At 71.9% G+C, this 24,874-nt stretch carries 22 protein-coding genes; 4 read left to right on the top strand and 18 right to left on the bottom strand.

What is annotated here, in order from left to right:
* Window positions 1-32 precede the first annotated feature (32 nt).
* From AC0VXQ_RS02545 to sdhC, 5 genes are all read right to left on the bottom strand, one after another.
* Window positions 33-1,244, bottom strand: a complete 1,212-nt coding sequence (locus AC0VXQ_RS02545) for an amidohydrolase (protein ID WP_081046380.1) — start codon at window positions 1,242-1,244, stop codon at window positions 33-35.
* Between the two features lie 172 nt (window positions 1,245-1,416).
* A complete protein-coding gene (locus tag AC0VXQ_RS02540) occupies window positions 1,417-2,217 on the bottom strand; it encodes a succinate dehydrogenase iron-sulfur subunit (RefSeq protein ID WP_055684295.1) in 801 nt (266 codons plus the stop codon).
* Window positions 2,217-3,977, bottom strand: a complete 1,761-nt coding sequence (sdhA, locus tag AC0VXQ_RS02535; protein WP_055684294.1) for a succinate dehydrogenase flavoprotein subunit — start codon at window positions 3,975-3,977, stop codon at window positions 2,217-2,219. The genes AC0VXQ_RS02540 and sdhA overlap by 1 nt, the downstream gene beginning before the upstream one ends.
* 80 nt (window positions 3,978-4,057) lie before the next feature.
* On the bottom strand, window positions 4,058-4,543 hold the full coding sequence (locus AC0VXQ_RS02530) for a succinate dehydrogenase hydrophobic membrane anchor subunit (protein ID WP_055684293.1): 486 nt from the start codon (window positions 4,541-4,543) through the stop codon (window positions 4,058-4,060).
* 3 nt (window positions 4,544-4,546) lie between these two features.
* On the bottom strand, window positions 4,547-4,927 hold the full coding sequence (gene sdhC / locus AC0VXQ_RS02525) for a succinate dehydrogenase, cytochrome b556 subunit (RefSeq protein ID WP_081046379.1): 381 nt from the start codon (window positions 4,925-4,927) through the stop codon (window positions 4,547-4,549).
* 332 nt (window positions 4,928-5,259) lie between these two features.
* Between sdhC and AC0VXQ_RS02520 the strand changes: the two genes are divergently transcribed.
* Window positions 5,260-6,369 carry a mannose-1-phosphate guanylyltransferase gene (locus tag AC0VXQ_RS02520; protein WP_055684292.1) on the top strand — a complete coding sequence of 370 codons (1,110 nt, stop codon included), beginning with the start codon at window positions 5,260-5,262 and terminating at the stop codon, window positions 6,367-6,369.
* A gap of 106 nt (window positions 6,370-6,475) precedes the next feature.
* Here the strand turns inward: AC0VXQ_RS02520 and AC0VXQ_RS02515 are convergent, their stop codons facing one another.
* The 7 genes from AC0VXQ_RS02515 to glyA all read right to left on the bottom strand — a co-directional run bounded on the left by AC0VXQ_RS02515 (window position 6,476) and on the right by glyA (window position 13,541).
* Window positions 6,476-7,621: an LLM class flavin-dependent oxidoreductase gene (locus tag AC0VXQ_RS02515; protein ID WP_081101705.1), complete on the bottom strand. Its 1,146-nt coding sequence runs from the start codon at window positions 7,619-7,621 to the stop codon at window positions 6,476-6,478.
* A gap of 233 nt (window positions 7,622-7,854) precedes the next feature.
* The gene (locus tag AC0VXQ_RS02510; protein WP_055684291.1) at window positions 7,855-8,406 is read right to left on the bottom strand and encodes a 2'-5' RNA ligase family protein; all 552 of its coding nucleotides are present in this window, start codon (window positions 8,404-8,406) and stop codon (window positions 7,855-7,857) included.
* 18 nt (window positions 8,407-8,424) lie between these two features.
* On the bottom strand, window positions 8,425-9,462 hold the full coding sequence (gene trpS, locus AC0VXQ_RS02505) for a tryptophan--tRNA ligase (protein ID WP_055684290.1): 1,038 nt from the start codon (window positions 9,460-9,462) through the stop codon (window positions 8,425-8,427).
* Between the two features lie 17 nt (window positions 9,463-9,479).
* The gene (locus tag AC0VXQ_RS02500; protein WP_100465018.1) at window positions 9,480-10,379 is read right to left on the bottom strand and encodes an exodeoxyribonuclease III; all 900 of its coding nucleotides are present in this window, start codon (window positions 10,377-10,379) and stop codon (window positions 9,480-9,482) included.
* A 6-nt stretch (window positions 10,380-10,385) separates the two neighbouring features.
* Complete coding sequence (locus AC0VXQ_RS02495; RefSeq protein WP_224799919.1) at window positions 10,386-10,874, bottom strand: hypothetical protein; 489 nt, start codon at window positions 10,872-10,874, stop codon at window positions 10,386-10,388.
* 445 nt (window positions 10,875-11,319) lie between these two features.
* Window positions 11,320-12,252, bottom strand: a complete 933-nt coding sequence (locus tag AC0VXQ_RS02490) for a bifunctional methylenetetrahydrofolate dehydrogenase/methenyltetrahydrofolate cyclohydrolase (RefSeq protein ID WP_475529010.1) — start codon at window positions 12,250-12,252, stop codon at window positions 11,320-11,322.
* Complete coding sequence (glyA, locus tag AC0VXQ_RS02485) at window positions 12,249-13,541, bottom strand: serine hydroxymethyltransferase (RefSeq protein ID WP_224799918.1); 1,293 nt, start codon at window positions 13,539-13,541, stop codon at window positions 12,249-12,251. The genes AC0VXQ_RS02490 and glyA overlap by 4 nt, the downstream gene beginning before the upstream one ends.
* A 251-nt stretch (window positions 13,542-13,792) precedes the next feature.
* On the opposite strand from glyA, the gene AC0VXQ_RS02480 reads away from it, so the two are divergent.
* Window positions 13,793-17,083 carry a beta-phosphoglucomutase family hydrolase gene (locus AC0VXQ_RS02480; protein ID WP_081101670.1) on the top strand — a complete coding sequence of 1,097 codons (3,291 nt, stop codon included), beginning with the start codon at window positions 13,793-13,795 and terminating at the stop codon, window positions 17,081-17,083.
* Between the two features lie 99 nt (window positions 17,084-17,182).
* Here AC0VXQ_RS02480 and AC0VXQ_RS02475 read toward each other — a convergent pair whose 3' ends face one another.
* From AC0VXQ_RS02475 to purN, 3 genes are all read right to left on the bottom strand, one after another.
* On the bottom strand, window positions 17,183-18,154 hold the full coding sequence (locus AC0VXQ_RS02475; protein ID WP_058731536.1) for a bile acid:sodium symporter family protein: 972 nt from the start codon (window positions 18,152-18,154) through the stop codon (window positions 17,183-17,185).
* The gene (purH, locus tag AC0VXQ_RS02470) at window positions 18,154-19,758 is read right to left on the bottom strand and encodes a bifunctional phosphoribosylaminoimidazolecarboxamide formyltransferase/IMP cyclohydrolase (protein WP_475529005.1); all 1,605 of its coding nucleotides are present in this window, start codon (window positions 19,756-19,758) and stop codon (window positions 18,154-18,156) included. The genes AC0VXQ_RS02475 and purH overlap by 1 nt, the downstream gene beginning before the upstream one ends.
* A gap of 102 nt (window positions 19,759-19,860) precedes the next feature.
* Entirely contained in the window at window positions 19,861-20,424 is a 564-nt protein-coding gene (gene purN / locus AC0VXQ_RS02465) for a phosphoribosylglycinamide formyltransferase (RefSeq protein WP_081046391.1), read from the bottom strand.
* 58 nt (window positions 20,425-20,482) lie between these two features.
* Here purN and AC0VXQ_RS02460 point away from each other — a divergent pair, with 58 nt between their 5' ends.
* Window positions 20,483-20,959, top strand: a complete 477-nt coding sequence (locus AC0VXQ_RS02460; protein WP_055684283.1) for a hypothetical protein — start codon at window positions 20,483-20,485, stop codon at window positions 20,957-20,959.
* Here the strand turns inward: AC0VXQ_RS02460 and AC0VXQ_RS02455 are convergent.
* The gene (locus AC0VXQ_RS02455) at window positions 20,946-22,907 is read right to left on the bottom strand and encodes a cell division protein PerM (RefSeq protein WP_133143468.1); all 1,962 of its coding nucleotides are present in this window, start codon (window positions 22,905-22,907) and stop codon (window positions 20,946-20,948) included. The two genes, AC0VXQ_RS02460 and AC0VXQ_RS02455, sit on opposite strands and share 14 nt — an antisense overlap.
* A 157-nt stretch (window positions 22,908-23,064) precedes the next feature.
* On the opposite strand from AC0VXQ_RS02455, the gene AC0VXQ_RS02450 reads away from it, so the two are divergent.
* Window positions 23,065-24,267 (top strand): glycosyltransferase family 4 protein, encoded by a 1,203-nt coding sequence (locus tag AC0VXQ_RS02450; protein WP_061225801.1) that lies wholly within the window; start codon window positions 23,065-23,067, stop codon window positions 24,265-24,267.
* Here AC0VXQ_RS02450 and AC0VXQ_RS02445 read toward each other — a convergent pair.
* Together AC0VXQ_RS02445 and AC0VXQ_RS02440 are read right to left on the bottom strand one after the other, a co-directional pair.
* Window positions 24,222-24,689 carry a PIN domain-containing protein gene (locus tag AC0VXQ_RS02445; RefSeq protein WP_055684281.1) on the bottom strand — a complete coding sequence of 156 codons (468 nt, stop codon included), beginning with the start codon at window positions 24,687-24,689 and terminating at the stop codon, window positions 24,222-24,224. The genes AC0VXQ_RS02450 and AC0VXQ_RS02445 overlap by 46 nt on opposite strands.
* A complete protein-coding gene (locus AC0VXQ_RS02440) occupies window positions 24,686-24,871 on the bottom strand; it encodes a hypothetical protein (protein WP_055684280.1) in 186 nt (61 codons plus the stop codon). Before AC0VXQ_RS02440 ends, AC0VXQ_RS02445 begins: the two co-directional genes overlap by 4 nt.
* Window positions 24,872-24,874: the final 3 nt, after the last annotated feature.

Here is a 24,874-nt window from a genome sequence, read left to right as displayed (position 1 = left end):
CTTCCGGCTCCGCCGCGCCCGCGCGCCTGCGCTCAGCGGGTGCGCAGCTCGTGCTGGATGGCCCGCAGCGCGGTGGCTGCCATGACGCGGATCCCGCATTCGATGGCCCGCTCATCGGCCACGTAGTCGGCCTGATGCAGGTCGTAGGTGCGCCCGCCGGGGGTGCGGGTGCCCAGGCGCATCATCGAGCCGGGGACCTCCTGCAGCATCCAGGCGAAGTCCTCCCCGCCCATGGACTGCTCCACGAGCACCACGGAGTCCTCCCCCAGCTCGGCCCGGGCGGCGTTCTCCAGCATCGTCGTCTCGGTCTCGGTGTTGACCACCGGGGGCACGCCGCGGATGTGCTCCACGTCCACCTCCACGCCGTAGGGGGCGGCCACCTGGCCGACCACCCGATCCAGCAGGTCCCCGGAGCGGTACCAGGCGTCCGCGTCCAGGCAGCGCATGGTCCCAGCGAGGTAGCCGTGGGCGGGGATCGCGTTGGGCGCCACCCCGGCCTCGATCTGCCCCCAGGCCACCAGCACGCCCGAGCGGACGTCGATGTTCCGGGACATCACCGCGGGCACGTTGATCGCGATCTGGCTCATCGCGAAGATCAGGTCCTCGGTCAGGTGCGGACGGGAGGTGTGCCCGCCGCGCCCGCGCACGCTGAGCTTGATGGTGTCGGCCGCGGAGGTGATGGACCCGATGCGGGTGCCGACCTGACCGACGTCCACCTTGGGCTCGCAGTGCAGGGCGAAGGCCCGCGGGACCCCCTCCAGCACCCCCTGGCGGATCACGGTCAGGGCGCCGCCGGGCAGCTTCTCCTCGGCCGGCTGGAAAATCACCCGCACGCTGCGGGCCAGCGGCGCGGAGGAGTCCACGTCGGCCAGGGTCAGGGCCGCCCCGAGCATCACGGTCTGGTGGATGTCGTGTCCGCAGGCATGCATGACGCCGTCGTTGACGGAGGAGAACTCCAGCCCGGTGTCCTCCTGGATGGGCAGGGCGTCGATGTCCGCGCGCAGGGCCACGGCCAGCGGGCCCCGGCCGATGTCCACGTAGCAGCCGGTGTGCTCCAGGCGCACCGGGTCCAGTCCCGCCGCCTGCAGGCGCGCCATGATCCGGTCCGTGGTGCGGTGCTCCCGGAAGCTCAGCTCGGGGTTGCGGTGCACGGTGCGGCGGAAGTCGATGAGCTCGGGCAGGAAGGCCTTGGCGAGGGGGCCGATGGGCGGCTGCTCGGCGGGTGCGGCGGGGAGTTCTGGCATGGTCACGACTATAGGACCCCAACGCGACCCGCCGCGGGCGTGACCGTGTGACGGCGTGTGACCGGGAGGCGGCACCGCCCCGCCCGGAAGGCCGCCCGGGCACGACGACGCCGCCCGCCCCTCCCGGTGCGGAAGGGGCGGGCGGCGTCGTGAAGCGGGCGGGTGGTCCGGCTCAGAAGGCCCGGGCCAGCACCGCCTGCTTGACCTCGGCGATGGCCTTGGTGATCTGGATGCCGCGCGGGCAGGCCTCGGTGCAGTTGAAGGTCGTGCGGCAGCGCCACACGCCCTCCTTGTCGTTGAGGATCTCCAGGCGCAGGTCCCCGGCGTCATCTCGGGAGTCGAAGATGAACCGGTGGGCGTTGACGATGGCCGCGGGGCCGAAGTACTGCCCGTCCGTCCAGAACACCGGGCAGGAGCTGGTGCACGCCGCGCACAGGATGCACTTGGTGGTGTCGTCGAAGCGGGCGCGGTCCTCCTGGGACTGGTAGCGCTCCTTCTCCGGCTCGTGCCCCTCGTTCATCAGGAACGGCATGATCTCCCGGTAGGACTGGAAGAACGGCTCCATGTCCACGATGAGATCCTTCTCACAGGGCAGGCCCTTGATGGCCTCGACCGTGACCGGCTTGGACAGGTCCAGGTCCTTCAGCAGGGTCTTGCAGGCCAGGCGGTTGCGCCCGTTGATGCGCATCGCGTCCGAGCCGCACACCCCGTGGGCGCAGGAGCGGCGGAAGGACAGCGAGCCGTCCAGCTCCCACTTGACCTTGTGCAGGGCGTCCAGCACGCGGTCCGTGCCGTACATCTGCAGCGTCCACTCGTCCCAGTGGGCCTCCTCGGAGACCTCCGGGTTGTAGCGGCGCACCCGCAGGGTGACGTCGTAGGTGGGGATCTCCCCGCCGTCGCCGGACTCGCTCTTGAGCTCGACCTTCGAGGCCGGCTCGGCCGGCTCCGCGTATTCCTTCTCTTGCGTGCTCATCAGTACTTGCGCTCCATCGGCTCGTAGCGGGTGAAGATCACCGGTTTGGTCTCCAGGCGGATCCCGGCCACGTGGTCCGTCTCCGCCTCCGTGTCCAGGTACGCCATCGAGTGCTTCATGAACTTCTCGTCATCGCGGTTCGGGAAGTCCTCGCGGAAGTGCCCGCCGCGGGACTCCTCGCGGTGCAGGGCGGCCACGGACATGACCTTGGCCAGCTCCAGCAGGAAGCCCAGCTCCACGGCCTCCAGCAGGTCCAGGTTGAACCGCTTGCCCTGGTCCTGGATGGAGATGCGGGTGTAGCGGTCCTGCAGCTCGGCGATCTTGTCCAGGGCGCGGTGGATGGTCTCCTCGGTGCGGAATACCTGCATGTCCGCGTCCATGGTGTCCTGCAGCTCCCGGCGGATCTGGCCGACCTTCTCCTCGCCGTGGCCGTTGCGCATCAGCTCCAGCAGCTCCTCGGTGCGCCGGGTCGCATCCTCGGGCACGGGCAAGAAGTCCGCTTCCAGTGCGTATTCGGCGGCCTTGATCCCGGCGCGCTTGCCGAACACGTTGATGTCCAGCAGCGAGTTGGTGCCCAGGCGGTTGGACCCGTGCACGGACACGCAGGCCACCTCCCCGGCGGCGTACAGGCCCGGGACGGTCTCCTCGGAGTTGCGGTAGACCTCGGCGTCGATGGTGGTGGGGATCCCGCCCATCGCGTAGTGGGCGGTGGGGAACACCGGCACGGGCTCGGTGTAGGGCTCCACGCCCAGGTAGGTGCGGGCGAACTCGGTGATGTCCGGCAGCTTCGCGTCGATGTGGGCCGGCTCCAGGTGGGTCAGGTCCAGCAGCACGTAGTCCTTGTTGGGCCCGCAGCCGCGGCCCTCGCGCACCTCGTTGGCCATGGACCGGGCGACGATGTCGCGCGGGGCGAGATCCTTGATGGTGGGGGCGTAGCGCTCCATGAAGCGCTCGCCCTCGGAGTTGCGCAGGATCCCGCCCTCGCCGCGGGCCGCCTCGGAGACGAGGATGCCGAGCCCTGCCAGGCCGGTGGGGTGGAACTGAACGAACTCCATGTCCTCCAGCGGCAGGCCGTTGCGGAAGGCGATGGCCATGCCGTCCCCGGTCAGGGTGTGGGCGTTGGAGGTGGTCTTGAAGATCTTGCCGGTCCCTCCGGAGGCGAAGACCACGGACTTGGCCTGGAAGACGTGGATCTCCCCGGAGGCGAGGTCGTAGGAGACGACGCCGGCCGGGCGCTTCATCCCGTCCACCTCGACCATGATCAGGTCCAGCACGTAGTACTCGTTGAAGAACTCCACGTTGTGCTTGACGCAGTTCTGGTAGAGGGTCTGCAGGATCATGTGCCCGGTGCGGTCCGCGGCGTAGCAGGCCCGGCGCACGGGCGCCTTCCCGTGGTCCCGGGTGTGCCCGCCAAAGCGGCGCTGGTCGATCTTCCCCTCGGGGGTGCGGTTGAACGGAAGGCCCATCTTCTCCAGGTCCAGCACGGCGTCGATGGCCTCCTTGGCCATGACCTCCGCGGCGTCCTGGTCCACGAGGTAGTCCCCGCCCTTGATGGTATCGAAGGTGTGCCACTCCCAGTTGTCTTCCTCGACGTTGGCCAGGGCGGCGCACATGCCCCCCTGGGCCGCGCCGGTGTGGGAGCGGGTCGGGTAGATCTTCGTCAGCACGGCGGTGCGGGCGCGCTGGCCGGCTTCGATGGCGGCGCGCATCCCGGCGCCGCCGGCGCCGACGATGACCACATCGTACTTGTGAACCTGCATGCTTCAGATGCTCTTTCTATATGGAGGGAGACGGTGGTGGGGCGGGGGCGCTGTGCGGCCCGCCCGGCGGAGGGCGGCGCCTACTGCGCGGGGCAGAAGGAGGGCAGCAGATCCGGGTTGTCCACGGTCGGGCAGGGGCTGAACGTGAAGATCACGAGGGTGCCCACCAGCAGGATGAACCCGGCGGCTAGGAAGAGCAGGGTCTTCAGCCAGAAGCGGGTGCGGTCCTTCTCCGCGTAATCCTCGATGATCACGCGCACGCCGTTGGTGCCGTGCAGCATCGCCAGCCACAGCATCAGCAGGTCCCAGACCTGCCAGAACGGGTTGGCCCACTTGCCGCCGACGAAGCCGAAGTCGATCGCGTGCACGCCGTCGCCGACCATGAGGTTGACGAACAGGTGCCCGAAGATCAGCACGATCAGCAGCACCCCGGAGATGCGCATGTACAGCCACGCGTACATCTCGAAGTTGTTGCGCTTGGACCCGGAGCGGTTGTACTTCACCCCGTCCACGGAGCGGTCGGAGCTGCGCGGGACGGCGATCCTGGTCTTGAGAGGGGTGGACATGGCTCAGTGACCTCCGAAGACGATGGCGAGGTGGCGGATCAGGAACGGCACCATGGCCAGCAGCCACAGGACGAGCACGCCCCACAGCATGGTCTTCTGGTGCTTGGCCCCGTCCTTCCAGAAGTCGATGAGGATGATGCGCAGGCCGTTGAAGGCGTGGTAGCAGATCGCCGCCACCAGCCCGGCCTCGCCCAGCCCCATCACAGGGTTCTTGTACGTGCCGATGACGGCGTTGTACGCCTCCGGGGAGATCCGCACGACGGCGGTGTCCAGGACGTGCACGAGCAGGAAGAAGAAGATGGCGATGCCGGTGATGCGGTGCGCGACCCAGGACCACATGCCCTGGCGGCCGCGGTAGAGGGTGCCTTGGGATTGGTTCGGCACTGAACAACCTCCGATGGGTGATCAACGAGCGGGCGGGCGCCGGTTGCGGCCCCGGCGCGGGCCCGGCCACTCGGGACGACGTCGTCCGGAAGGAGTCCCCGGGCGCGGGTGTGAGTGAGCTGTTTCTCGTCTGAGACTACCAGCCGTCGGCGGCTCTTGGTGACACGGTGTCTGAGCCCTTCCGCGGCGGAATTACGCGGAATTAGGGGAGGGAAACCTTGGCTAATCCCGCCCGCTCCGCGGTGCGGGGACCGGCCGGAGGCAGACCGCGTCCGCCCGCTTCCCCACCATGTGCGCCGCGCGCCCGGGGGTTTGCGGCTAGGGTGGTGCCGATGAGATCCCCACGCGAACACTTCCGACCCTTCATCCCCGCCGGCGGGGTGGGCTCGCGGCTGTGGCCGCTGTCCCGCGCGGATGCGCCCAAGTTCCTCCTGGACCTGACCGGCTCCGGCAGCTCCCTGCTGCGCTCGACCTACGACCGCCTCGTCGACCTCAGCGCCGAGGGCGTCATGGTCGTCACCGGGCGCACCCACGCCCCGGCCGTGCGCACCCAGCTGCCCGAATGCTCGGAGGAGGACCTGGTCCTGGAGCCCTCCCCCAAGGACTCCGGGGCCGCGATCGGCCTGGCCTCGGCGATCCTGTGGCTGCGCGACCCGGAGGCGATCATCGGCTCCTTCGCCGCGGATCACGTCGTGGAGCCCACCGAGGAGTTCCACCGCGCCGTGGTCGAGGCGATCGAGACCGCCGCGACCGGGCGGATCGTGACCATCGGGATCACCCCGACCTCTCCCTCCACGGGCTTCGGCTACATCCGCGCCGGGCGCTCCCTCGACCTCGAGGCGGCCCCCTCCGCGCTGGCCGTGGAGGAGTTCGTGGAGAAGCCGGACCAGGACACAGCCCGCGAGTACGTGCGCTCGGGCCGCTACACCTGGAACGCCGGGATGTTCGTCGCCCCGGCCGCCCTGCTGCTGGAGCACCTGGAGCGCAACCAGCCGCAGCTGCACGCCGGGATCATGGAGATCGCCCGCGCCTGGGAGACCGAGGAGCGCGACGCCGTGATGGATCGGGTGTGGCCGACCCTGCCGAAGATCGCGATCGACTACGCGGTGGCCGAGCCGGCCGCCGCCGCGGGCGACGTCGCGATGGTCCCGGCCCACTTCACGTGGGACGACGTCGGGGACTTCGCCGCGATCTCCCGGCTGAACCGGGCGCAGAACGTGGACGAGGTGGCCCTGCTGGGCAGCAACACCCGGGTGATGACCGATGACTCCTCCGGGATCGTCGTCTCAGACACCAGCCGCATCGTCGCGCTGATCGGGGTGCAGGACATCGTGGTCGTGGACACCCCGGACGCGCTGCTGGTGACCACCCAGGAGCATGCCCAGCGCGTGAAGCACGCGGTGGACGAGCTCAAGCGCAACGGCGACACGGACGTGCTCTAGCCCTCTCCCGCCCCCGGGGCGCCCGCCCCACACACCGGGCCGGGCGGATCAGACCACCGCGGTGCGCAGCGCGTCGTCGCGCCCCGGCGCACCGTGTCTGGGCGCCTCAGTCCACCGCGGCGGCGGCGCGCTCGCGCCGTCGGGCATCCGCGGTGCGCGGTGAGGCCTCGGGCCGATCCACCCGGGGACGCACGCCCTCGCCGAACCACCACGCCTCCTCCAGGCAGGGGTGCCCGGAGAGCACGAAGTCCGTGAAGCCCACGGCCTCGTACTGGCGGATCAGGTCCGCGACCTCCTCGTGGGAGCCGACCAGCGCGGTGCCCGCTCCCCCGCGGATCAGCCCGGAACCGGCCCACAGCCCGGGGTGGATCTCCAGGTTCCGCCGGTCCCCGCCGTGCAGGGCCAGCATCCGCCGCTGCCCCTCGGATTCGGAGGCCCGCAGGGCCTGCTGCTGACGGCGCACCAGCTCCTCCGGGATCGCATCCAGCATCGCCTGGGCCACGGCCCAGGCCTGCTCGGAGGTGTCCCGGGTGATCACGTGCAGCCGGACCCCGTAGCGCAGGGTGCGTCCGCGCGCCGCCGCGGCCTCACGCACCCGCGCGATCTTCTCCCCCGCCTGGGCCGGCGGCTCGCCCCAGGTCAGGTACACATCGGCCAGCTCCGCGGCGATCTCCAGGGCCGCCGGGGAGGACCCGGCGAAGTGCACCTCCGGCACCGGGTCCGGGGCATCGACCAGACGGGCCTGCTCCACGCGCACCCCCTCGGCGTCGTGGTCGAAGGCCGGGCCGTGCTCCCACAGCCGGCGCACGACCCGCAGGTGCTCCCGCGTGCGCCGGTAGCGGCCCTCCTTGTCCAGGAAGTCTCCGTAGGCCCGCTGCTCGGCGGACTCCCCGCCGGTGACCACGTTCAGGGCCAGGCGCCCGCCGGTCTGGGCCTGGAAGGTCGCGGCCATCTGCGCGGCCAGCGTGGGCGAGAGGGCGTCCGGACGCATCGCGACGAGGAAGCGCAGGCTCGGGGTGTGCTCGGCCAGCGCGGCGGCGGTCAGCCATGGGTCCCGGCAGTACAGACCCGTGGGGGTCAGCACGGAGTCGAAGCGGTTGGCCTCCGCGGCCTGGGCCACCTGGCGCAGGTAGGCCAGCTCGGGTTCGCGCACCGGGGAGCTGCTGAGCACCTCCGCGCCGTGCTCGCCGCCCACGACCCCGCGGGAGTCCCCGCTGGTGGGCAGGAACCAGTGGAATCTCGTCTCGACCATGTCCGTGCTCCTGACGTCCCTCATGCCGGTGTGTGTGCCGCCCGCCCGCCGGAATCGCTTCCGGGGCGCGGGGTTGGGGACCACGCTAGGAGCGGGCGGGCCCGGGGCACGAGTGCCCGGACACGGGAGGTCACGCGGCGTCGCGCGGCGCAAGACGACGGGTGCCCGGGATTGGGAGCCTGCGGGCTAACGTCTGGGGTGCGACGTCGACCGGACGACGTCGGCCGAGGGCGTCAGCGGGCGGGCCCGAGGGGCAGGGCGCCGAGGTCCCGCCAGCCGGTGCGGTCCCCGTGGAAGATCTGCAGCTGCTCGGCGCGGAAGCTCAGGCGGCAGGAGGCGAAGTCCCACCGGGCCCGGTGCAGCCCCTCCTCGTCCAGCCCGTGGGCCAGCGTCAGGTGCGGGTGGTAGTCGAAGGGCGAGGCACTGGGCAGCAGGTCCGCGCAGATCCGGTGCAGCCGGGTCAGGTGGTCCCCGCCGTCGGCGATGCGCAGGTACGCGACGGGACTGACCGGCAGGAAGGTCTCCGCCCCGTCGAAGCCCACCCGGAAGGGTCCGACCTCCCGGCACACCCGGGCCAGCTCCGCGGCGATCCGCTCCGGCAGGGGATCGCGCGGGTCGGTCTCGGTGATCAGGACGGTGATGTGCGGCGGGGCGGAGGAGGTCAGCCCCTGGGCCGCCCGCCAGGACAGCACCCGGTCCTGGATGTGCTCCGGCACCCCCAGCACCACGCTGAGGTAGCGCCGATCCCCGCGCAGGGTGGGGCTGGTGCTGGGGCCGGGGGTCATGGCGGGTCCGGGTGGGCGCTACCGCAGCGGGGGCAGGAAGCCGACGGCGTCGTAGGCGCGCTGCACGGTCACGGCCGCGATCTCACGGGCCTGCTCGGCCCCGGCGGCCAGCAGCCGATCCAGCTCAGCCGGGTCCGCCATGATCTCCAGGGTCCGCTCCCGGATGGGCCCCAGGACCTCGACGGCGACCTCGGCCAGGCCCACCTTCAGGTGCCCGTACATCTTCCCCTCGTACTCGGCGACGATCTCCTCCACGGGACGGCCGGTCAGGGAGGAGTAGATGGTCAGCAGGTTGGAGATCCCCGGCTTGGCCTCGCGGTCGAAGCGGATCTCGGTGCCGTCGTCGGTCACGGCGGACTTGATCTTCTTGGCCATCTTCTTCGGCTCGTCCAGCAGCCAGATGATCCCGGAGTCGCTGGCGGCGGACTTGGACATCTTCGCCCCGGGGTTCTGCAGGTCGTAGACCTTGGCGGTGTCCCGGAGGATCTTGCCCTCCGGGATCACGAAGGTCTCCCCGAAGCGGGTGTTGAACCGCTGGGCGAGGGTGCGGGTCAGCTCCAGATGCTGGCGCTGGTCCTCCCCCACCGGGACCTGGTCCGTCTGGTACAGCAGGATGTCCGCGGCCATGAGGATGGGGTAGGTGAACAACCCGACGGTCGCGTTCTCGGCGCCCTGCTTGGCGGACTTGTCCTTGAACTGGGTCATCCGGGAGGCCTCGCCGAAGCCGGTGATGCAGGACAGCAGCCAGGACAGCTGGGTGTGCTCGGGCACGTGGGACTGCACGAAAAACGGGGTGCGGGTGGGGTCGATCCCGGCAGCGATGTACTGGGCCGCGGTCTTGCGGGTGCGCTCGGCCAGGGTCGCCGGGTCCTGGGGCACGGTGATGGCGTGCAGGTCCGGGATGAAGTAGATGCACTCGTTGGCATCCTGCATGTCCACCCAGTTGCGCACGGCCCCGACGTAGTTGCCCAGGTGCAGGGAGTCCGCGGAGGGCTGGGCCCCGGAGAACACGCGGGGGGCGCCGGTGGAGCGGTTGGGGATGGCGGTATCGGTCATGACGGGCGGGGGCTCCTTCAGACGAGCTGGTAGTCGACCACGAGCGGGGCGTGGTCGGAGAAGCGGGTGTCGTAGCTGGGGGCGCGGTCCACCACCGCCTGCCGGGCGGCGGCGGCCAGCGCGGGGGTGGCCATGTGGTAGTCGATGCGCCACCCGGCGTCGTTGTCGAAGGCCTGACCGCGGTAGGACCACCAGGTGTACGGGCCGGGCACGTCCCCGGCGAGCTTCCGGGCCACGTCCACGTAGCCGACGTCCCCGAAGTAGCGGTCGAGGTACGCCCGCTCCTCGGGCAGGAACCCGGCGTTCTTGACGTTGCCCCTCCAGTTCTTGATGTCCAGCTCGGTGTGCCCGACGTTGAGGTCTCCGACGATCAGCACGTGGTCGGACTGCTCGGCGAGCTCGGGCAGGCGGGTGAGCATCCGCTCCAGGAAGGCGTACTTGTGCTCCTGGCGGATGGTGTCCACCTCCCCGGAGTGCACGTACGCGGAGACCACGGTGAGGCTCGTGCCGCCGGGCAGGTCGTAGTCGGCCTCGACCCAGCGGCCGGTGTGCTCGTCCCCGTCCAGGCCGGGCAGCCCGATGCGGGTCTGTCGGGGCTGGTCCGGCAGCCGGGAGGGGTGCTGCTCGGCACCCTTACGGGTGGCGATCGCCACACCCGCACGGCCCTTGGCCACGGCCTCGGAGTGCAGGATCTCCCACTGGTCCTCGTCCAGGAGCTTGCGCAGGCTGGCGTCCGGGGCGCGGACCTCCTGCAGGCAGAGGATGTCGATGTCCCGGTGGGCCAGCCAGTCCCCCATGGTCTGCTTCTTCTTGGAGTTGTAGGCGGCGCGGATGCCGTTGACGTTGACGGTGGCGATGCGCAGCGTGTGCTGGTCGCGGGGTGCCGGGTCCTGCGCGGCGGTGTTCGGGGAGCTCATGTGGGCTCAGGCCTCCTGGGCGGCGGGCTGGGCGGAGCGGGCCAGTCCCATGCCGTTCTTGGCGGTGAAGTCGATGGTGTCCAGGGCGCGGTCGATCATCTCGGCGTCCGCGTCCTCGCCCTTGGCCAGCTCCTCGGCGACGACCTTCTTCTGCACCAGGACGATCTGGAAGCTGTGCGCGAGCTTCTCATCCCGCATGGAGTCGGACCCACCGGCCTCCTGCCCGGGGGCCGAGGTGGTGCGGGGGGTGAGGCTGCCGCGCACCAGGCTCAGCACGTACGCGGCCAGGCCCAGCCAGCCGAGGGCGATCGCGGCGAGGATCCACCCGAGCAGAGAGGCCTCGTCCGCGGCCCGCCAGATCGCGGCGATGAAGATCGCCACGAGCACCGCCATCCCGACGACGGTGGCCCAGACGGCCTTCCTGCGGGTGGCGGCGGGGTCCGCCCCGCCCGGGGATGATGCCTGAGAGTGCTCCTGGGGACCGGCTGAACGCATGGCCCCCATTGTACAAGCGCGGCACCGGGGCCCCGGCGGGGGGGTCGGGGAGAAGTGCCCAGCCCGAATCATCGGATGCAGGACACCCGCCCTGCATCTGGCTCCGGCGATGACTTCCCGGTGATGCCGCGTGCCCTCAGTGTCGTGACTGCTGCGCTCCGAAGTGCGTTCAGATGCGGGTTTCGTGTCGAGATGCGCTGTTCGTGCTGAGATGCGTCCCGCCGTGCGGTATCTCAGCACGATCCCCGCATCTCAGCAAGAACCCGGTGTCTCAGCGGAGGTGGGCGACCCGTCGAGCGCTCGCCGAGCGGGTCACACTTTCATGTGTGCGTCAGATCCTACTGCGAGGTGTCACGCACCACAACGGGTGTTCCGCGAAGTCGGCACGAGACGACCGCGGGGGAGCGCCGAGATGAGTCTCAGCGCTCCCCCGCGAGCGGGCCGCTCAGGCGGCGTCGGCGGCGCGCTGGGCGGCCTGGACCACGTTGACCAGCAGCATCGCGCGGGTCATCGGGCCGACCCCGCCGGGATTCGGGGAGAGCCAGGACGCCTTCTCGGCGGCCTCCGGGCTGATGTCCCCCACCAGCTTCTTCCTGCCGGTCACCGGGTCCATCACCCGGGAGACGCCCACGTCCAGGAGGATCGCACCCTCCTTGACCTGGTGGGCGCGCACTGCGTGCGGCACGCCGATCGCGGCGACGATGATGTCCGCCGCGGCCAGCACCTCGTCCAGATCCCGGGTGCCGGTGTGGGCCAGGGTCACGGTCGCGTTCACGTCCCGGCGGGACAGCAGCAGCCCCAGCGGGCGGCCCACGGTGATCCCGCGGCCCAGCACCGCCACGTCCTTGCCCTTCACATCCAGCCCGTGCCGGCGGATCAGCTCCACGATCCCGGCCGGGGTGCACGGCAGCGGGGCATCGCCCTGCCCGTACACGTCCAGCACCAGCCGCCCCAGGTTCATCGGGTGCAGCCCGTCGGCGTCCTTGGCCGGGTCGATCCGCTCCAGGATCGCGTTGGTGTCGATGTGCTGGGGCAGGGGCAGCTGCACGATGTACCCGGTGCACGCCGGGTCCGCGTTCAGCTCGTCGATGACGGCCTCCAGCTCCTCCTGGGTGATGTCCCCGGGCAGGTCCCGGCGGATCGAGGCCAGGCCCACCTCCGCGCAGTCGCGGTGCTTGCCCTTCACGTACGAGTGCGAGGCCGGGTCATCGCCCACCAGCACCGTGCCCAGCCCGGGCACGATGCCGCGGACCCTCAGCTCGGCGACCTGCTCGCGCAGCTCCTCCTTGATGGCCGCCGCGGTGGCCCGCCCGTCCAGGATCTGCGGGCCCTGCTGGGCGTCGTCCTGCTGCTCGCTGTGCTGCTGGGTGGTGCTCACGCCGCGAACTCCTCGACATCCGGGTACAGGGGGAAGGCCGCGGTGAGGGCGTTCACGCGCTCGCGCAGGGCGGCGACGTCGGGCTCGGGCTTCAGGGCCTCGGCGATGATGTCCGCGACCTCCGCGAACTGCTCGGCGCCGAAGCCGCGGGTGGCCAGGGCCGGGGCGCCGATGCGCAGCCCGGAGGTGACCATCGGCGGGCGCGGGTCGTTCGGCACGGCGTTGCGGTTCACGGTGATGCCCACCTCGTGCAGCAGGTCCTCGGCCGCGCGCCCGTCCAGGGCGGAATCCCGCAGGTCCACCAGCACCAGGTGCACGTCCGTGCCCCCGGAGAGCACCTTCACCCCGTGCTGGGCGACGTCCTCGGTCCCCAGCCGCTCGGCCAGGATCCGCGCGCCCTCCAGGGTGCGGGCCTGCCGGTCGCGGAACTGCTCGGAGGCGGCGATCTTGAAGGCCACGGCCTTGCCCGCGATCACGTGCATCAGCGGGCCGCCCTGCTGACCCGGGAAGACGGCGGAGTCGATCTTCTTCCGCAGCTCCTCGGTGCACAGGATCACCCCGGAGCGCGGACCCGCGAGGGTCTTGTGCACCGTGGAGGTCACCACGTGGGCGTGCGGCACCGGGTTGGGGTGCAGCCCCGCGGCCACCAGCCCCGCGAAGTGGGCCATGTCCACCCACAGGTAGGCGCCCACCTCGTCGGCGATGGCGCGGAAGGCCGCGAAGTCCTGCTGGCGCGGGTACGCGGACCAGCCGGCCACGATCACCTTGGGCTGGGCCTGAAGGGCCACCTGCCGCACGGCCTCCATGTCCAGGCGCCCGGTGGCCGGGTCCACCTCGTAGGCGGCGATGTCGTACAGCTTCCCGGAGACGTTGAGCTTCATCCCGTGGGTCAGGTGCCCGCCGTGGGCCAGGGACAGGCCCATCAGGGTGTCCCCCGGGTTCATCAGGGCCATCATCACCGCGGCGTTGGCCTGCGCCCCGGAGTGCGGCTGCACGTTGGCGTGCTCGGCGCCGAACAGCTCCTTGGCCCGCTCGATGGCCAGGCGCTCGACGACGTCCACGTGCTCGCAGCCGCCGTAGTAGCGCCGCCCGGGGTAACCCTCCGCGTACTTGTTGGTCAGCACCGAGCCCTGCGCCTGCAGCACGGCCAGCGGGGCGAAGTTCTCCGAGGCGATCATCTCCAGGGTGTCCCGCTGCCGGTGCAGCTCGGCGTCGATGGCCCGGGCGACCTCCGGGTCCAGCTCGGCCAGCGGGGTGGTGGTGACATCGGACGCGGGTGATGCGCTCATCGCTCTCCTGGGGATTCGGCGGGGAAAGGGGTTCCGAGGGATTAGTCTAGGTCACATCGGCGTCGGCGTCAGGGTGGAGCGCGCTCCAGCGTCTTGCCTGGTGAGCTCCGCACTCCCGCTCCCGCGACCCCGTCCTCGGGTGCACCTGGACCGCGGATCCGGCGCCCGAGCCCATCGCCAGGCCTCCGACGCGAGTGTTTAATGGTGGCTTGACCTCCTGACCGCCGTCGTCACCCTCGCGAAAGGTCTCCATGAACGCCCTGAACCTCCTCGGCTCCACCGACCTGCTGAACCTGCGCCCCGGCGATCCCAACATGCCCGGCGCCCGCCGAGCCCCGGAGAAGAAGGCGGAGTTCCCCATGCTGTGTCCCCAGCAGGCCGTCATCTTCGACATGGACGGGGTGGTCACCGACACCGCCTCGGTGCACGCCGCCGCCTGGAAGCAGCTGTTCGACGCGATCCTGGCCGATCCCCGCCTGGAGCCGGCCGAGGGCCGCAGCGCCGAGGATATCGACCGTCGGGAGTTCTCCGTCTCGCGGGACTACCGGGCCCACGTGGACGGGCGCGCCCGCGAGGACGGGGTGCGCCAGCTGCTGGCCTCCCGCGGGGCCGCCCTGCCCGAGGGCGCCGAGGGCGATGCCCCCGGCGCCTGGACCGTGCACGGGCAGGCCGCCCTGAAGAACGACTACTTCCAGGCCCAGCTGGATGAGCACGGCGTGGAGACCTTCCGCGGCACCGTGGACTTCGCCCGCCGCGTGAAGGAGGGCGGCACCGGCATCGCCCTGGTCACCGCCTCCCGCAACTCCCGCACCGTGCTGGCCGCGGCCGGGCTGGAGGACCTCTTCCCCATCATCATCGACGGCGGCTACGCCCTGGAGCACGGCATCCCCGGCAAGCCCGCCCCGGACATGTTCCTGGCCGCCGCCCGCGCCCTGGAGGTGGACCCCGCCGACGCCGTGGTCATCGAGGATGCGGTCTCCGGGGTGCAGGCCGGCAAGGCCGGGGGCTTCGGGCTGGTCGTCGGGATCAACCGGCACGGGGACCGGGCCGATCTGGAGGAGGCCGGGGCCGACGTCGTGCACAACGACGTCGCCGAGCTGGACCTCGGCCTGGACCGCACCGACTCCTGGAAGCTGATCTACCGCGGCTTCGACCCCAAGCACGAGGCCCACCGCGAGGCCCTGCTGACCCTGGCCAACGGGTACATGGGGGTGCGCGGGGCCCGCCCCGAGCACGGGGACGACGGGATCCACTACCCCGGCACCTACGTCGCCGGGATCTTCAACCGGGTGGTCTCGCACATCAACGGCCGGGACCTGGAGCACGAGTCCATGGTCAACCTGCCCAACTTCGAGGTGCTCGACGTCCGCCTTCGCGACGGGGACTGGTGGTCCGAGGGCGGGCTGCGCATCCTGGATGAGACCACCGAGCTGGACATGCGCCACGGTGTGCTCTCCCGCAGCGCACTCCTGGAGGAGGTGCTGCGCGAGGAGGACCGCGACGGCGCGCGGACTCCCCGCCGCCTGCGCGTGCACCAGCGTCGACTGGTCTCCATGGCCAGCCGGCACCTGTCCGCGATGGAGACCAAGGTGGAGCCGGTGGGCTGGTCCGGACGCATCCACGTGCGCACCGGCATCGATCCCACCGTGACCAACAACAACGTCGCCGAGTACCGGGAGCTGAACCGGCACCACCTGGTGGCCCGCGCCTCCACGACGCTGCCGGACGAGACCCTCATCTGCGTGGTCTCCACCAACCAGTCCGACCACCAGATCTCCATCGCCCAGCGCACCCAGATCAACGCCGCCTCGGATATCCGGGTGGAGCGGGAGATCCGCCCCGGCAACGTGGAGATGCGCCACTTCCACGTCAACGGCCACGACGGCGAGCCGGTGGTCTTCGACACGACCACCGCCGTCGTGACCTCCCGGGATTCCGCGATCGCCTCCGCCACCCTCGGCTCGGTGGAGGCCCTGAACCGCACCGCGATCGGCTTCGAGGCGCTCTACGGTCCGCACACCGCAACCTGGTCCCGGCTGTGGTCCCGCTTCGCCGTGGACATCGACGCGGATGTGAAGACCATGCTGGCCCTGCGGCTGCACATCTTCCACATCGTGCAGACCCTCGGCCCCAACATGGAGCTGGCCGACGCCGGGGTCACCGCGCGCGGGCTGCACGGGGAGGGGTACCGCGGGCACATCTTCTGGGATGAGATCTTCATCCTCCCGGTCATCACCATGCGCCTGCCCTTCGTCACCAAGTCCCTGCTGGCCTACCGCTCCGCCCGACTGCCGGCCGCCCGCCACAAGGCCCGGGAGTTCGGCGCCGAGGGCGCGATGTTCCCCTGGCAGTCCGGCTCGGACGGGCGCGAGGAGACCCCGGTGGAGCTGTACAACCCACACTCGGAGCGGTGGATGCCGGACAACTCCTGGCGGCAGTTCCACGTGGGCCTGGCCATCGCGTTCAACGCCTGGCAGTACTACCAGGCCACCCGGGACGACTCCTGGCTCTCCCACGAGGGCGCGGAGCTGATGATCGAGATCGCCCGGTTCTTCACCTCCATCACCACCTGGGATGAGCAGGATCAGCGCTACCACATCGAGGGCGCGATGGGCCCGGACGAGTACCACGACGGCTACCCCGGCTCCGTCAACGGCGGGGGTGTGAAGGACAACGCCTACACCAACGTCCTGGCGGCCTGGCTCTACCGGCACGTGGTGCACCTGCCGGAGGTGCTGCCGGAGCACCTGGCCGATCGGACCCTGGCCGCCAACCAGGTCACCGAGTCCGAGACCGAGCGGTGGAAGCACATGTCCACCCGCATGGCCGTGCCGTTCAACGAGAACGGGACCATCAGCCAGTTCGACGGCTACGACGACCTCGCCGAGATCGACTGGGACCATTACCGCCGCAAGTACGGCAACATCGGGCGGATGGATCTGATCCTGGAGTCCGAGGGGGATGCGACCAACAACTACAAGCTGTCCAAGCAGGCGGACACGCTGATGCTGATCTACCTGTTCGGCCAGTCCGGGCTGCAGGATGAGCTCGCGGCCCTCGGCTACGACGTCTCCCTGGCCCGCATCGAGGACACGGTGCGCTACTACCTGCCGCGCACCTCCAACGGCTCGACGCTCTCCCGGGTGGTCACCGCCTCGATCCTCGCGCAGATCGACCGCCGCAACTCCTGGTCCACCTATCAGGATGCGCTGGTCGCGGACCTGGACGACACCCAGGGCGGCACCACCCAGGAGGGGATCCACCTAGGGGCCATGTGCGGGACCCTGGACGTGATCCAGCGGGCCTACGCCGGGCTTCGGGTGCACGAGGACTGCGTCAGCCTGGAGCCGTCCATGCCGGAGCAGCTGAAGTCCGTGGGCTTCGAGGTGCAGTACCGGGGCCAGCTGCTGGACGTGTACATCGACGGCACCTTCATGCGCATCACCGCCCGCTCCACCCGGGCCCAGCCGGTGCGCGTGGTGGTCGGCGAGCAGGAGACGGTGCTGGCCGGCGGGCAGTCCGCCGAGTTCCCGCTCGGCTGAGCCTGACCGAGAGCAGCGGAACGGCCGCGGCCCCCTTCGGAGGAGGCCGCGGCCGTTCCGTCTCCGACGTCGACTACGGCCGGTGCCCGTCGGGGATGCTCAGTCCCCGGCGCGCCGCCGCAGGATAGCCGCCAGCAGCGCCCCGGAGACGTTGTGCCACACCGAGAACACCGCCCCCGGCAGGGCGGCCTCGGGGGTGAGGTAGGTCTTGGCCAGGGAGGTGGCCAATCCGGAGTTCTGCATGCCGACCTCGATCGCGGTGGTGCGCCGGGAGGGCGCCGGCAGCCGCAGGGCCGCGGCCGCGGCGTAGCCCAGCAGGTAGCCCAGGCCGTTGTGCAGCACGACCGCCAGCAGCACCAGCGCACCCGCGGAGACGATGGCCCCCGCGGAGCCGGCGACGACGATCGCCACGATCACGGAGATCGCCGCGACCGAGATCCACGGCAGCGCCGGGGTGATGGCCAGCACCAGCCGCGGCAGCAGCCAGCGCACGAGCAGCCCAGCCAGGACCGGGATCAGCACCACCTGCAGGATCGAGACCATCATCGCGGTGCCGTTCACGCTCATGTACTCCCCCGCCAGCCACAGGCACAGCAGCGGCGTCAGGAACGGCGCGATCAGGGTGGACACCGAGGTCATCGCCACGGACAGCGCCACGTCCCCGCGCGCCAGGTAGGAGACCACGTTCGACGCCGTGCCGCCGGGGCAGCAGCCCACGAGGATCACCCCGGCCGCCAGGGCCGGCGGCAGCTGCAGCGCCGCGGCGATCCCGGCGCCGAGCAGCGGCATGATGAGGAACTGCGCGATCACTCCGATGAGAACCGGCACCGGGCGGCGGGCGATGAGCGCGAAGTCCGGCCAGGTCAGGGTCAGGCCCATGCCGAACATGATGACCCCGAGCAGCGGGCTGATCGCCGGGGACCACGCGGCGAACGCGCCTGGCGCGAGGAAGCCGAGCACCCCCGCCCCGAGGATCAGCAACGGGAACACGGTCACGGCCCGCCGGGCGCTGCGCTCCTCCGCGGCGGATTCCGCGGTGCGCTCGGCGGGGTCGGATGCTGCCGGTGCCATCAGTGGAAGAAGTGCCGGGAGCCGGTCAGGTACATGGTCACCCCGGCGGTCTTGGCGGCCTCGATGACCTCCTCATCCCGGATGGACCCGCCGGGCTGCACGACGGCGCGCACCCCGGCGTCGAGCAGCACCTGCAGCCCGTCGGCGAAGGGGAAGAAGGCGTCCGAGGCGGCCACCGCGCCGCGGGCCCGCTCGGCGCCGTCGGCCCCGAGGATGTTGGCCCGCTCCACGGACAGCCGGCAGGAGTCCACCCGGTTGACCTGCCCCATGCCGATGCCGACGGCCGCGCCGTCCTCGGCCAGCAGGATCGCGTTGGACTTCGCCGCGCGCAGGGCCTTCCAGGCGAAGGCCAGGTCCCGCAGGGTCCGCTCGTCGGCGGCCTCCCCGGCGGCCAGGGTCCAGGTGCTCGGGTCATCCCCGTCGGCCTGGAGCCGGTCCGACTCCTGGAACAGGGCGCCGCCGGAGACCTGCCGGTACTCGACGGCCCCGCGGGCGAAGCCCTCCGGCAGCCGGAGGATGCGCAGGTTCTTCTTGGTCTGCAGCAGCTCGAGGGCCTCGGGGGCGTAGGACGGGGCGATCACGACCTCGGTGAACACGGGCTTGATCTGCTCGGCCATGCCCAGGCTCACCTCGCGGTTCGCGGCGATGACCCCGCCGTAGGCGGACAGCGGGTCGCAGGCGTGGGCCTTGCGGTGCGCATCCGCGATGGGGTCCTCACCGGATCCCACGGCGATCCCGCACGGGTTGTTGTGCTTGATCACGGCCACGGCCGGCTCGTCGAAGTCGTAGGCGGCGCGCAGGGCGGCGTCGGCGTCCACGTAGTTGTTGTAGGACATCGCCTTCCCGCCCAGCTGCTCGGCCTGGGCGATGCCCGGCTCGGCGGCCGGATCCACGTACAGGGCGGCCTTCTGGTGCGGGTTCTCGCCGTAGCGCAGGGACTCGGAGCGCTCGAAGCCCAGCCCGGCGTAGGGCGGCCAGAAGTTGGCCTCGGGATCCTGCAGGAACTGGTGCTGGGTCCAGGTGGCCACGGCGGTGTCGTAGGCGGCGGTGTGGGCGAAGGCCCCGGCGGCCAGGCGGCGACGGGCGGCCAGGTCGAAGCCGCCCTGCTCGGCCGCGCGCACGGCGTCGTCGTAGTGGGCGGGGTCCGTCACCACGGCGACGGCGTGGTGGTTCTTGGCCGCGGCGCGCACCATCGAGGGACCGCCGATGTCGATCTTCTCGATGATCTCATCCGCCCCGGCCCCGGAGGCCACGGTGTCCTGGAAGGGGTAGAGGTTCACGACGACGAGGTCGAAGGGCTCGACCCCGAGCTGCTCGAGCTGATCCACGTGCTCCTGCTTGCGCCGGTCCGCGAGGATCCCGGCGTGGATGCGCGGGTGGAGGGTCTTGACCCGGCCCTCCAGGCACTCGGGGAACCCGGTGATCCAGGAGACCTCGGTGACCGGGACCCCGGCCTCGCGGATCACCCCGGCGGTGGATCCGGTGGAGACCAGCGACACCCCGGCGGCGTGCAGGCCGCGGGCCAGCTCGGGCAGGCCGGTCTTGTCGTAGACGGAGATGAGGGCTCGACGCAGCGGGATCCGGTCCAGGTCGATGAGGGTCACGGAAGGATGCTCCCTTGGGAAGTCGGAGATGGTGGCGCGCACGGCGCGAAGACCCCTCCAGTGTAAGGGGCGTCGCACTCGGGCGTGCCAGCGCCCGCCGCCTCAGGCGCGGGCGGCCAGCTCCCGCAGGGTGCGCACCAGGAGAGGACGCTCCTGCTCCTTGATCCGCTCGTGCAGGCTCTGCTCGGTGTCCCCCTCCAGCACCGGCACCGCGGCCTGGGCGAGGATCGGGCCGGTGTCCACCCCGGAATCCACCAGGTGCACGGTGACGCCGGTGATCTTCACCCCGTGGGCCAGGGCGTCGCGCACCCCGTGCGCCCCGGGGAAGGAGGGCAGCAGCGCCGGGTGGGTGTTGACGATGCGCCGCTCGAAGCGCGCGACCAGCTGCGCATCGACGATGCGCATGAATCCGGCGAACAGCAGCAGGTCCGGGGCGTAGGAGGCGAGCTTCTCCTCCAGGGCCCGGTTCCAGGCAGGGCGGTCCGGGAAGTCCCGGGGCGCCAGCACGAACGTCTCGATGCCGGCCTCGCGGGCGCGCTCCAGCCCCCGGCACTCCTGATCCGCGCCGACGGCGGCCACCTGCACCGGCAGCTCGCCGCGGGCGACGGCGTCCAGGACGGACTGCAGATTGGTGCCGGAGCCGGAGACCATGACCACGATGCGCATGGCTCCCACCCTACCGAGGCGCGACAGGGCGCGCGGGCCAGCGGGTAGCCTGGTGGGCATGTCTGCCGCCCCTCCGCCTCAGGACCCTCAGCCCACCCAGCAGCCGCCCCGGCGTCCGGGCAGGCCCCTGGGAGAGGACGAGCGGGCGCGCGCGGCCGAGTCCCTCCTGTACCGCTCACGGGCGGGTCTGCTCCTGGCGGTCATCGGGTTCTGCCTGAGCACCTTCGCGGGACGCTCCTGGGGCGGGTGGGCCCTGGCCGGGGCCGGGCTGGCCTTCCTGGGTGCCGCCGTCGCCTGCATCATGACCCTGGTGGCGCTGAAGCGGGTCGGCGCCCGCCCCTTCTCCTACGTGCTGACCAGCCTGTCCCTCGCGCTGGTCCTGTGGTTCGCGGTGAGCATGGCCGCGAACCTCCTGCTGTGGGGCGCGGCCGAGGACTACCGGGAGTGCGTGCGCACGAGCCTGACCATCTCCTCCTCCGGGCAGTGCCAGGAGCGCCTCACGGACGGGATCGAGCGGACCCTCACCGGCCGCTGAGGCGACGCCGACGCGGCCGACGCACCACCACGCGCGGCTCCTCGCGCTCCCTCTGCACCTCACGTTCTTCCGCCTGCTCGAGCTCCTCCTGATGCTCTTCCGGGCGCTCGGACTCGTCGGCCTCCGGGGCCTGGGCCTTAGCGTTGGGCTTATCGTCCCCCTTCGCGGCGGACCAGGGCGTCTGGGCCCCGGCGCCGGAGCGCCACTGCGGGATGAACAGCTCCTCCGCCGCATCGACCTCGGCCGGCTTCTGCTCGGTGGACTCGACCTCGGGCTTCACCGGGCGCTTCGCCTCGTGCCCCGCGGCCCCGGGCGCCGCGCGACGCAGGCGCTGCAGGGCGCTGAGCCCCCGCTCAGACTCCTGCTCGGACCGGGGCTCGGGCCGCTGCTCGGACCCGGGCTCGGCCCGGTCCGGCTTCCCCGCGGGGCGCTCTCCCGCGGAGTCGGTCCCCGCGGAGTCCTGCTCCTCGTCCCGTTCCGATGCGGCGTCGTCTCGCGCCCCGTCGTCGCCCGCGGCGTCGCTCGTCCGCACCCCGCTCGTCGGTTCCGCGCCCGTCTGCTGCCCGCTCGGACCCTCGGTGCTCACGGCGTTCTCGCCGGAGGTCTCCACCTTCCGGTTCGCCACGGCCTCGGCCCCCGCGGCCTGCGGAGAGCGATTCCGGCGGGAAGCGCGCCGGGTCCGCTTCCGTGCGGGGGCCGCGCCCTGTCCGCCCCGGGCGGCATCGCGCTCGAACCAGGGGGACACCACCCGCCCGATCACCGCGCCGATCGCCACGGTCACCGCACTCCAGCAGAACATCGCCCCCGGGTGGGGACCCACGACGGCGAAGGGCCCAGCCCCCAGCCCCCCGCGGGCGAGCACGACCAGCAGCGTCGCACCAGCCCCGGTCAGCGCCCCCAGGACGACGGCGAACACCGCCCCGGACAGGATCGCACCGAGCACGCGGGAGCCGATGCGCAGGGAGAACCAGTCATCCACGTGATCCTCCCCGGCGCGCAGGAACCACCACGCGGCCAGCGCCCCGGCCAGCACCGGCAGCACCAGCACCGCGAAGGAGTAGGGGCCGGTGGCGGTGGGCATCGCCGCGAACACCGGGAGGGCGGGCAGCGCCGGTCCGTCGGCGACCGCCGGGGAGAACAGCGTCCCCTCCCCCAGGCTGAAGCCCGCCCCCACGGACCAGGCCGTGGCGCAGAGGATGAGGTTGGGCAGCAGCGCCAGCTGCAGCAGGAACAGGGTCAGATCCCCGGTGAGCCCGGCGTGCAGGGCCTGGTAGGCCGCGATGATCCCCTGCCAGTGCGCGAAGACGCTGATCCCGGTCAGCAGGGCCCCGCCTGCCACCAGGCCGATCAGACCCACGCCGGCGGCCCGCAGCACGGACAGCGCGTAGGCCCCCGCCCACCGGGTGTACTGGCTGTAGCGCTGGGCCAGCCCCTCTGGGGCGAGCCCGATCAGCCGCAGCCAGGAGCCGGACTCCCGGTGCCCGCCCCACACCATGCCCAGCAGCGGCACCCACAGCGGCACCAGGGCCGAGGCGAGCACGGGGGCGCGCAGCGTCGTCGTGCCGGTCAGCACGGCCACCGCCGCACCGACCCCGGCGTAGGCCACCAGCCCGCCGAGCACCGGCTTCCAGAACTCGCCCTCCCAGGAGGCCCGGGCCAGGCGGGCCCCGGCGCGCCGAGCGATCAGCAGCAGCACCAGCGTGAGCCCCAGGGGCAGCAGATGCGCGGTACCCGTCAGTCCCGCGGCCCGCCCGGTGGCCGGCACGTCCAGCTGCAGTCCGACGCCGTGCGCGCCCAGCCACACCTGCCCGATCGCCGCGGCCAGCGCGGGCAGGCCGCCGGGTCCGTCCAGGGAGAACCAGCCGATCAGCAGCAGCACGGCCACGACGGCCAGACCCGCCAGGGCGGCAACGAGGATCTCGACGGCGCCCTGCAGCCACAGCGGCATGGGCAGCGTCCGGGGAAGGGAGAAACGGCGCGGGGTCATCATCGCTGTTCATCATCCCACGCCGAGCCGCGGGCTCCCCGTGAGGGTTCACGCTCCGTTCCCCGCAGCGTCACCGGCCCGCATCCCGCGGGGCGCAGACCGGTGGTGCACTGGACCCATGAGGATCATGATCGCCGCCGAATCGTTCCTGCCCCACCTGTCCGGGGTGACCACCTCCGTGCTGCGCAGCGCGGAGCAGCTGATCCAGCGCGGGCACGAGGTCTCCATCCTGGCCCCGGAGACCGGACCCGGGGAGCAGACGCCGCAGCACCCCGTGCCCGGCGCCGTCTGCCTGCGGGTGCCCTCCCTGCCGGTGGCCGGCTACCCGGGGCTGCGCGTGGCCCCTGGACCCGTCGCCCCAGTGCGGCGCCTGATCGCCCGGCACCACCCGGACATCGTGCACGCATCCTCCCCGTTCCTGCTGGGCGCCCGGGCGGTCACCGCGGCCCGGGACCTGGGCATCCCGTGCGCGGCGGTGTACCAGACCGACGTCTCCGCCTACGCCCGCCGCTATCGCCTGCCCTGGCTGGCCCGCGCAGCGGACCGGCGGCTGGCCGCGATCCACGGGCAGGCGGATCTGACCTTGACCCCCTCCAGGGCCTCCGAGGACTACCTGCGGGACCTGGGGGTGCCCCGGATCCTGCGCTGGGGACGCGGAGTGGACACGGCCCTGTTCCGCCCTGAACGGGCCGAGGGGGCGCTGCGGGCGCGGATCGGGGCGGGTCCGGAGGAGCTGCTGGTCGGCTACGTCGGTCGGCTGGCCCCGGAGAAGCAGGTGGAGGATCTGCGAGTGCTGCAGTCCCTGCCCGGGGTGCGCCTGGTGGTGGTCGGGGACGGCCCGGAGCGGGCGCGCCTGGAGCACACCCTGCACCGGGCCAGCTTCCTCGGGCGCCTGGAGGGCGAGGAGCTGGCGCGCACCGTGGCGGAGCTGGACGTGTTCACCCACCCCGGGGAGTCGGAGACCTTCGGGCAGACCCTGCAGGAGGCGATGGCCGCAGGCACCCCGGTGGTGGCCGTGGGCTGCGGCGGGCCGGCGGACATCGTCGAGCACGGGCGCACGGGGCCGCTCTACCCGCCGGGACACCTGGACCGGCTGCGCGAGCACGTGCAGCGGTTGGAGGACCCGGGCCTGCGGGCGCAGTTCGCCGTCGCCGGGCGGGAGGCGATGACGCCGAGGTCCTGGTCCGCGCTGACGGACCGGCTGCTGGAGCACTACGCGCTGGCGCGGCAGTTCCACCGGGCGGACGGTCTGCGCCGGTGGGCGGCCGGAAGGGTTCAGTCCTCCGCGGGGTCCAGGGCCTCCACACCCCAGGCGCGGTAGGCGGCGGCCTGCGCGGAGACCACGGTGAGCCCGTGCACGCGGGCGGTGGCCGCCAGCAGCCCGTGCACGCCGTCCTCGGGACCGGCGGTCTCCCCCGGGGCCTCGCTCGGCTCCTCGTCGTCGGCTACGCTACGCAGCCCGGCCGGCCCGGCGGGCAGGGGGCGGGCGGCCCACGCCCGGGCGACGGCATCGTCCACGGGCAGCAGGTGGCCGCGGAACCGCTCGGCCAGCTCATCCAGCCAGCGATCCGTCTCCGGGCCGGGGAAGCGGGCGGCCAGCTCCCCTAGGCTGAGCACGGAGACGTAGAGGACGCGGTGGGCCCGGCGCCGCAGGAACGCGACGACGGCCCGGTCCGGGGCGCTTCCGCGCAGCTGCGCGAGGATCCCGGAATCCAGCAGCAGGCCCGTACCGGGCCGGCTCATGCCGCCCGGTCGGCGGCCGCGGAGGCGCTGCCGCTGCTGGTGGCCAGGAGGAAGTTCAGGAACTCGCTGCGGGCGGAGTCCACCCGGGCGTAGTCGGTGATGCTCATGGCCCGGTATCCCCCGCGGGCGGGAACAGCGGCGGAGAAGTCGAGGCGGGTGGGAGAGGTGACGGTCATGGCCATCGC

This window comes from Rothia sp. QJM3NY_36 (assembly GCF_056173115.1).
This window is presented reverse-complemented; position numbering and strand designations above follow the sequence as displayed.

Excerpts from the sequence above, each read along its gene's own strand:
- AC0VXQ_RS02545 (WP_081046380.1), bottom strand. The coding sequence starts at position 1,244 with ATGCCAGAACTCCCCGCCGCACCCGCCGAGCAGCCGCCCATCGGCCCC.
- AC0VXQ_RS02540 (WP_055684295.1), bottom strand. The coding sequence starts at position 2,217 with ATGAGCACGCAAGAGAAGGAATACGCGGAGCCGGCCGAGCCGGCCTCG.
- sdhA (WP_055684294.1), bottom strand. The coding sequence starts at position 3,977 with ATGCAGGTTCACAAGTACGATGTGGTCATCGTCGGCGCCGGCGGCGCC.
- AC0VXQ_RS02530 (WP_055684293.1), bottom strand. The coding sequence starts at position 4,543 with ATGTCCACCCCTCTCAAGACCAGGATCGCCGTCCCGCGCAGCTCCGAC.
- AC0VXQ_RS02520 (WP_055684292.1), top strand. The coding sequence starts at position 5,260 with ATGAGATCCCCACGCGAACACTTCCGACCCTTCATCCCCGCCGGCGGG.
- AC0VXQ_RS02515 (WP_081101705.1), bottom strand. The coding sequence starts at position 7,621 with ATGGTCGAGACGAGATTCCACTGGTTCCTGCCCACCAGCGGGGACTCC.
- AC0VXQ_RS02510 (WP_055684291.1), bottom strand. The coding sequence starts at position 8,406 with ATGACCCCCGGCCCCAGCACCAGCCCCACCCTGCGCGGGGATCGGCGC.
- trpS (WP_055684290.1), bottom strand. The coding sequence starts at position 9,462 with ATGACCGATACCGCCATCCCCAACCGCTCCACCGGCGCCCCCCGCGTG.
- AC0VXQ_RS02500 (WP_100465018.1), bottom strand. The coding sequence starts at position 10,379 with ATGAGCTCCCCGAACACCGCCGCGCAGGACCCGGCACCCCGCGACCAG.
- AC0VXQ_RS02495 (WP_224799919.1), bottom strand. The coding sequence starts at position 10,874 with ATGCGTTCAGCCGGTCCCCAGGAGCACTCTCAGGCATCATCCCCGGGC.
- glyA (WP_224799918.1), bottom strand. The coding sequence starts at position 13,541 with ATGAGCGCATCACCCGCGTCCGATGTCACCACCACCCCGCTGGCCGAG.
- AC0VXQ_RS02480 (WP_081101670.1), top strand. The coding sequence starts at position 13,793 with ATGAACGCCCTGAACCTCCTCGGCTCCACCGACCTGCTGAACCTGCGC.
- AC0VXQ_RS02475 (WP_058731536.1), bottom strand. The coding sequence starts at position 18,154 with ATGGCACCGGCAGCATCCGACCCCGCCGAGCGCACCGCGGAATCCGCC.
- purN (WP_081046391.1), bottom strand. The coding sequence starts at position 20,424 with ATGCGCATCGTGGTCATGGTCTCCGGCTCCGGCACCAATCTGCAGTCC.
- AC0VXQ_RS02460 (WP_055684283.1), top strand. The coding sequence starts at position 20,483 with ATGTCTGCCGCCCCTCCGCCTCAGGACCCTCAGCCCACCCAGCAGCCG.
- AC0VXQ_RS02455 (WP_133143468.1), bottom strand. The coding sequence starts at position 22,907 with ATGCCGCTGTGGCTGCAGGGCGCCGTCGAGATCCTCGTTGCCGCCCTG.
- AC0VXQ_RS02450 (WP_061225801.1), top strand. The coding sequence starts at position 23,065 with ATGAGGATCATGATCGCCGCCGAATCGTTCCTGCCCCACCTGTCCGGG.
- AC0VXQ_RS02445 (WP_055684281.1), bottom strand. The coding sequence starts at position 24,689 with ATGAGCCGGCCCGGTACGGGCCTGCTGCTGGATTCCGGGATCCTCGCG.
- AC0VXQ_RS02440 (WP_055684280.1), bottom strand. The coding sequence starts at position 24,871 with ATGGCCATGACCGTCACCTCTCCCACCCGCCTCGACTTCTCCGCCGCT.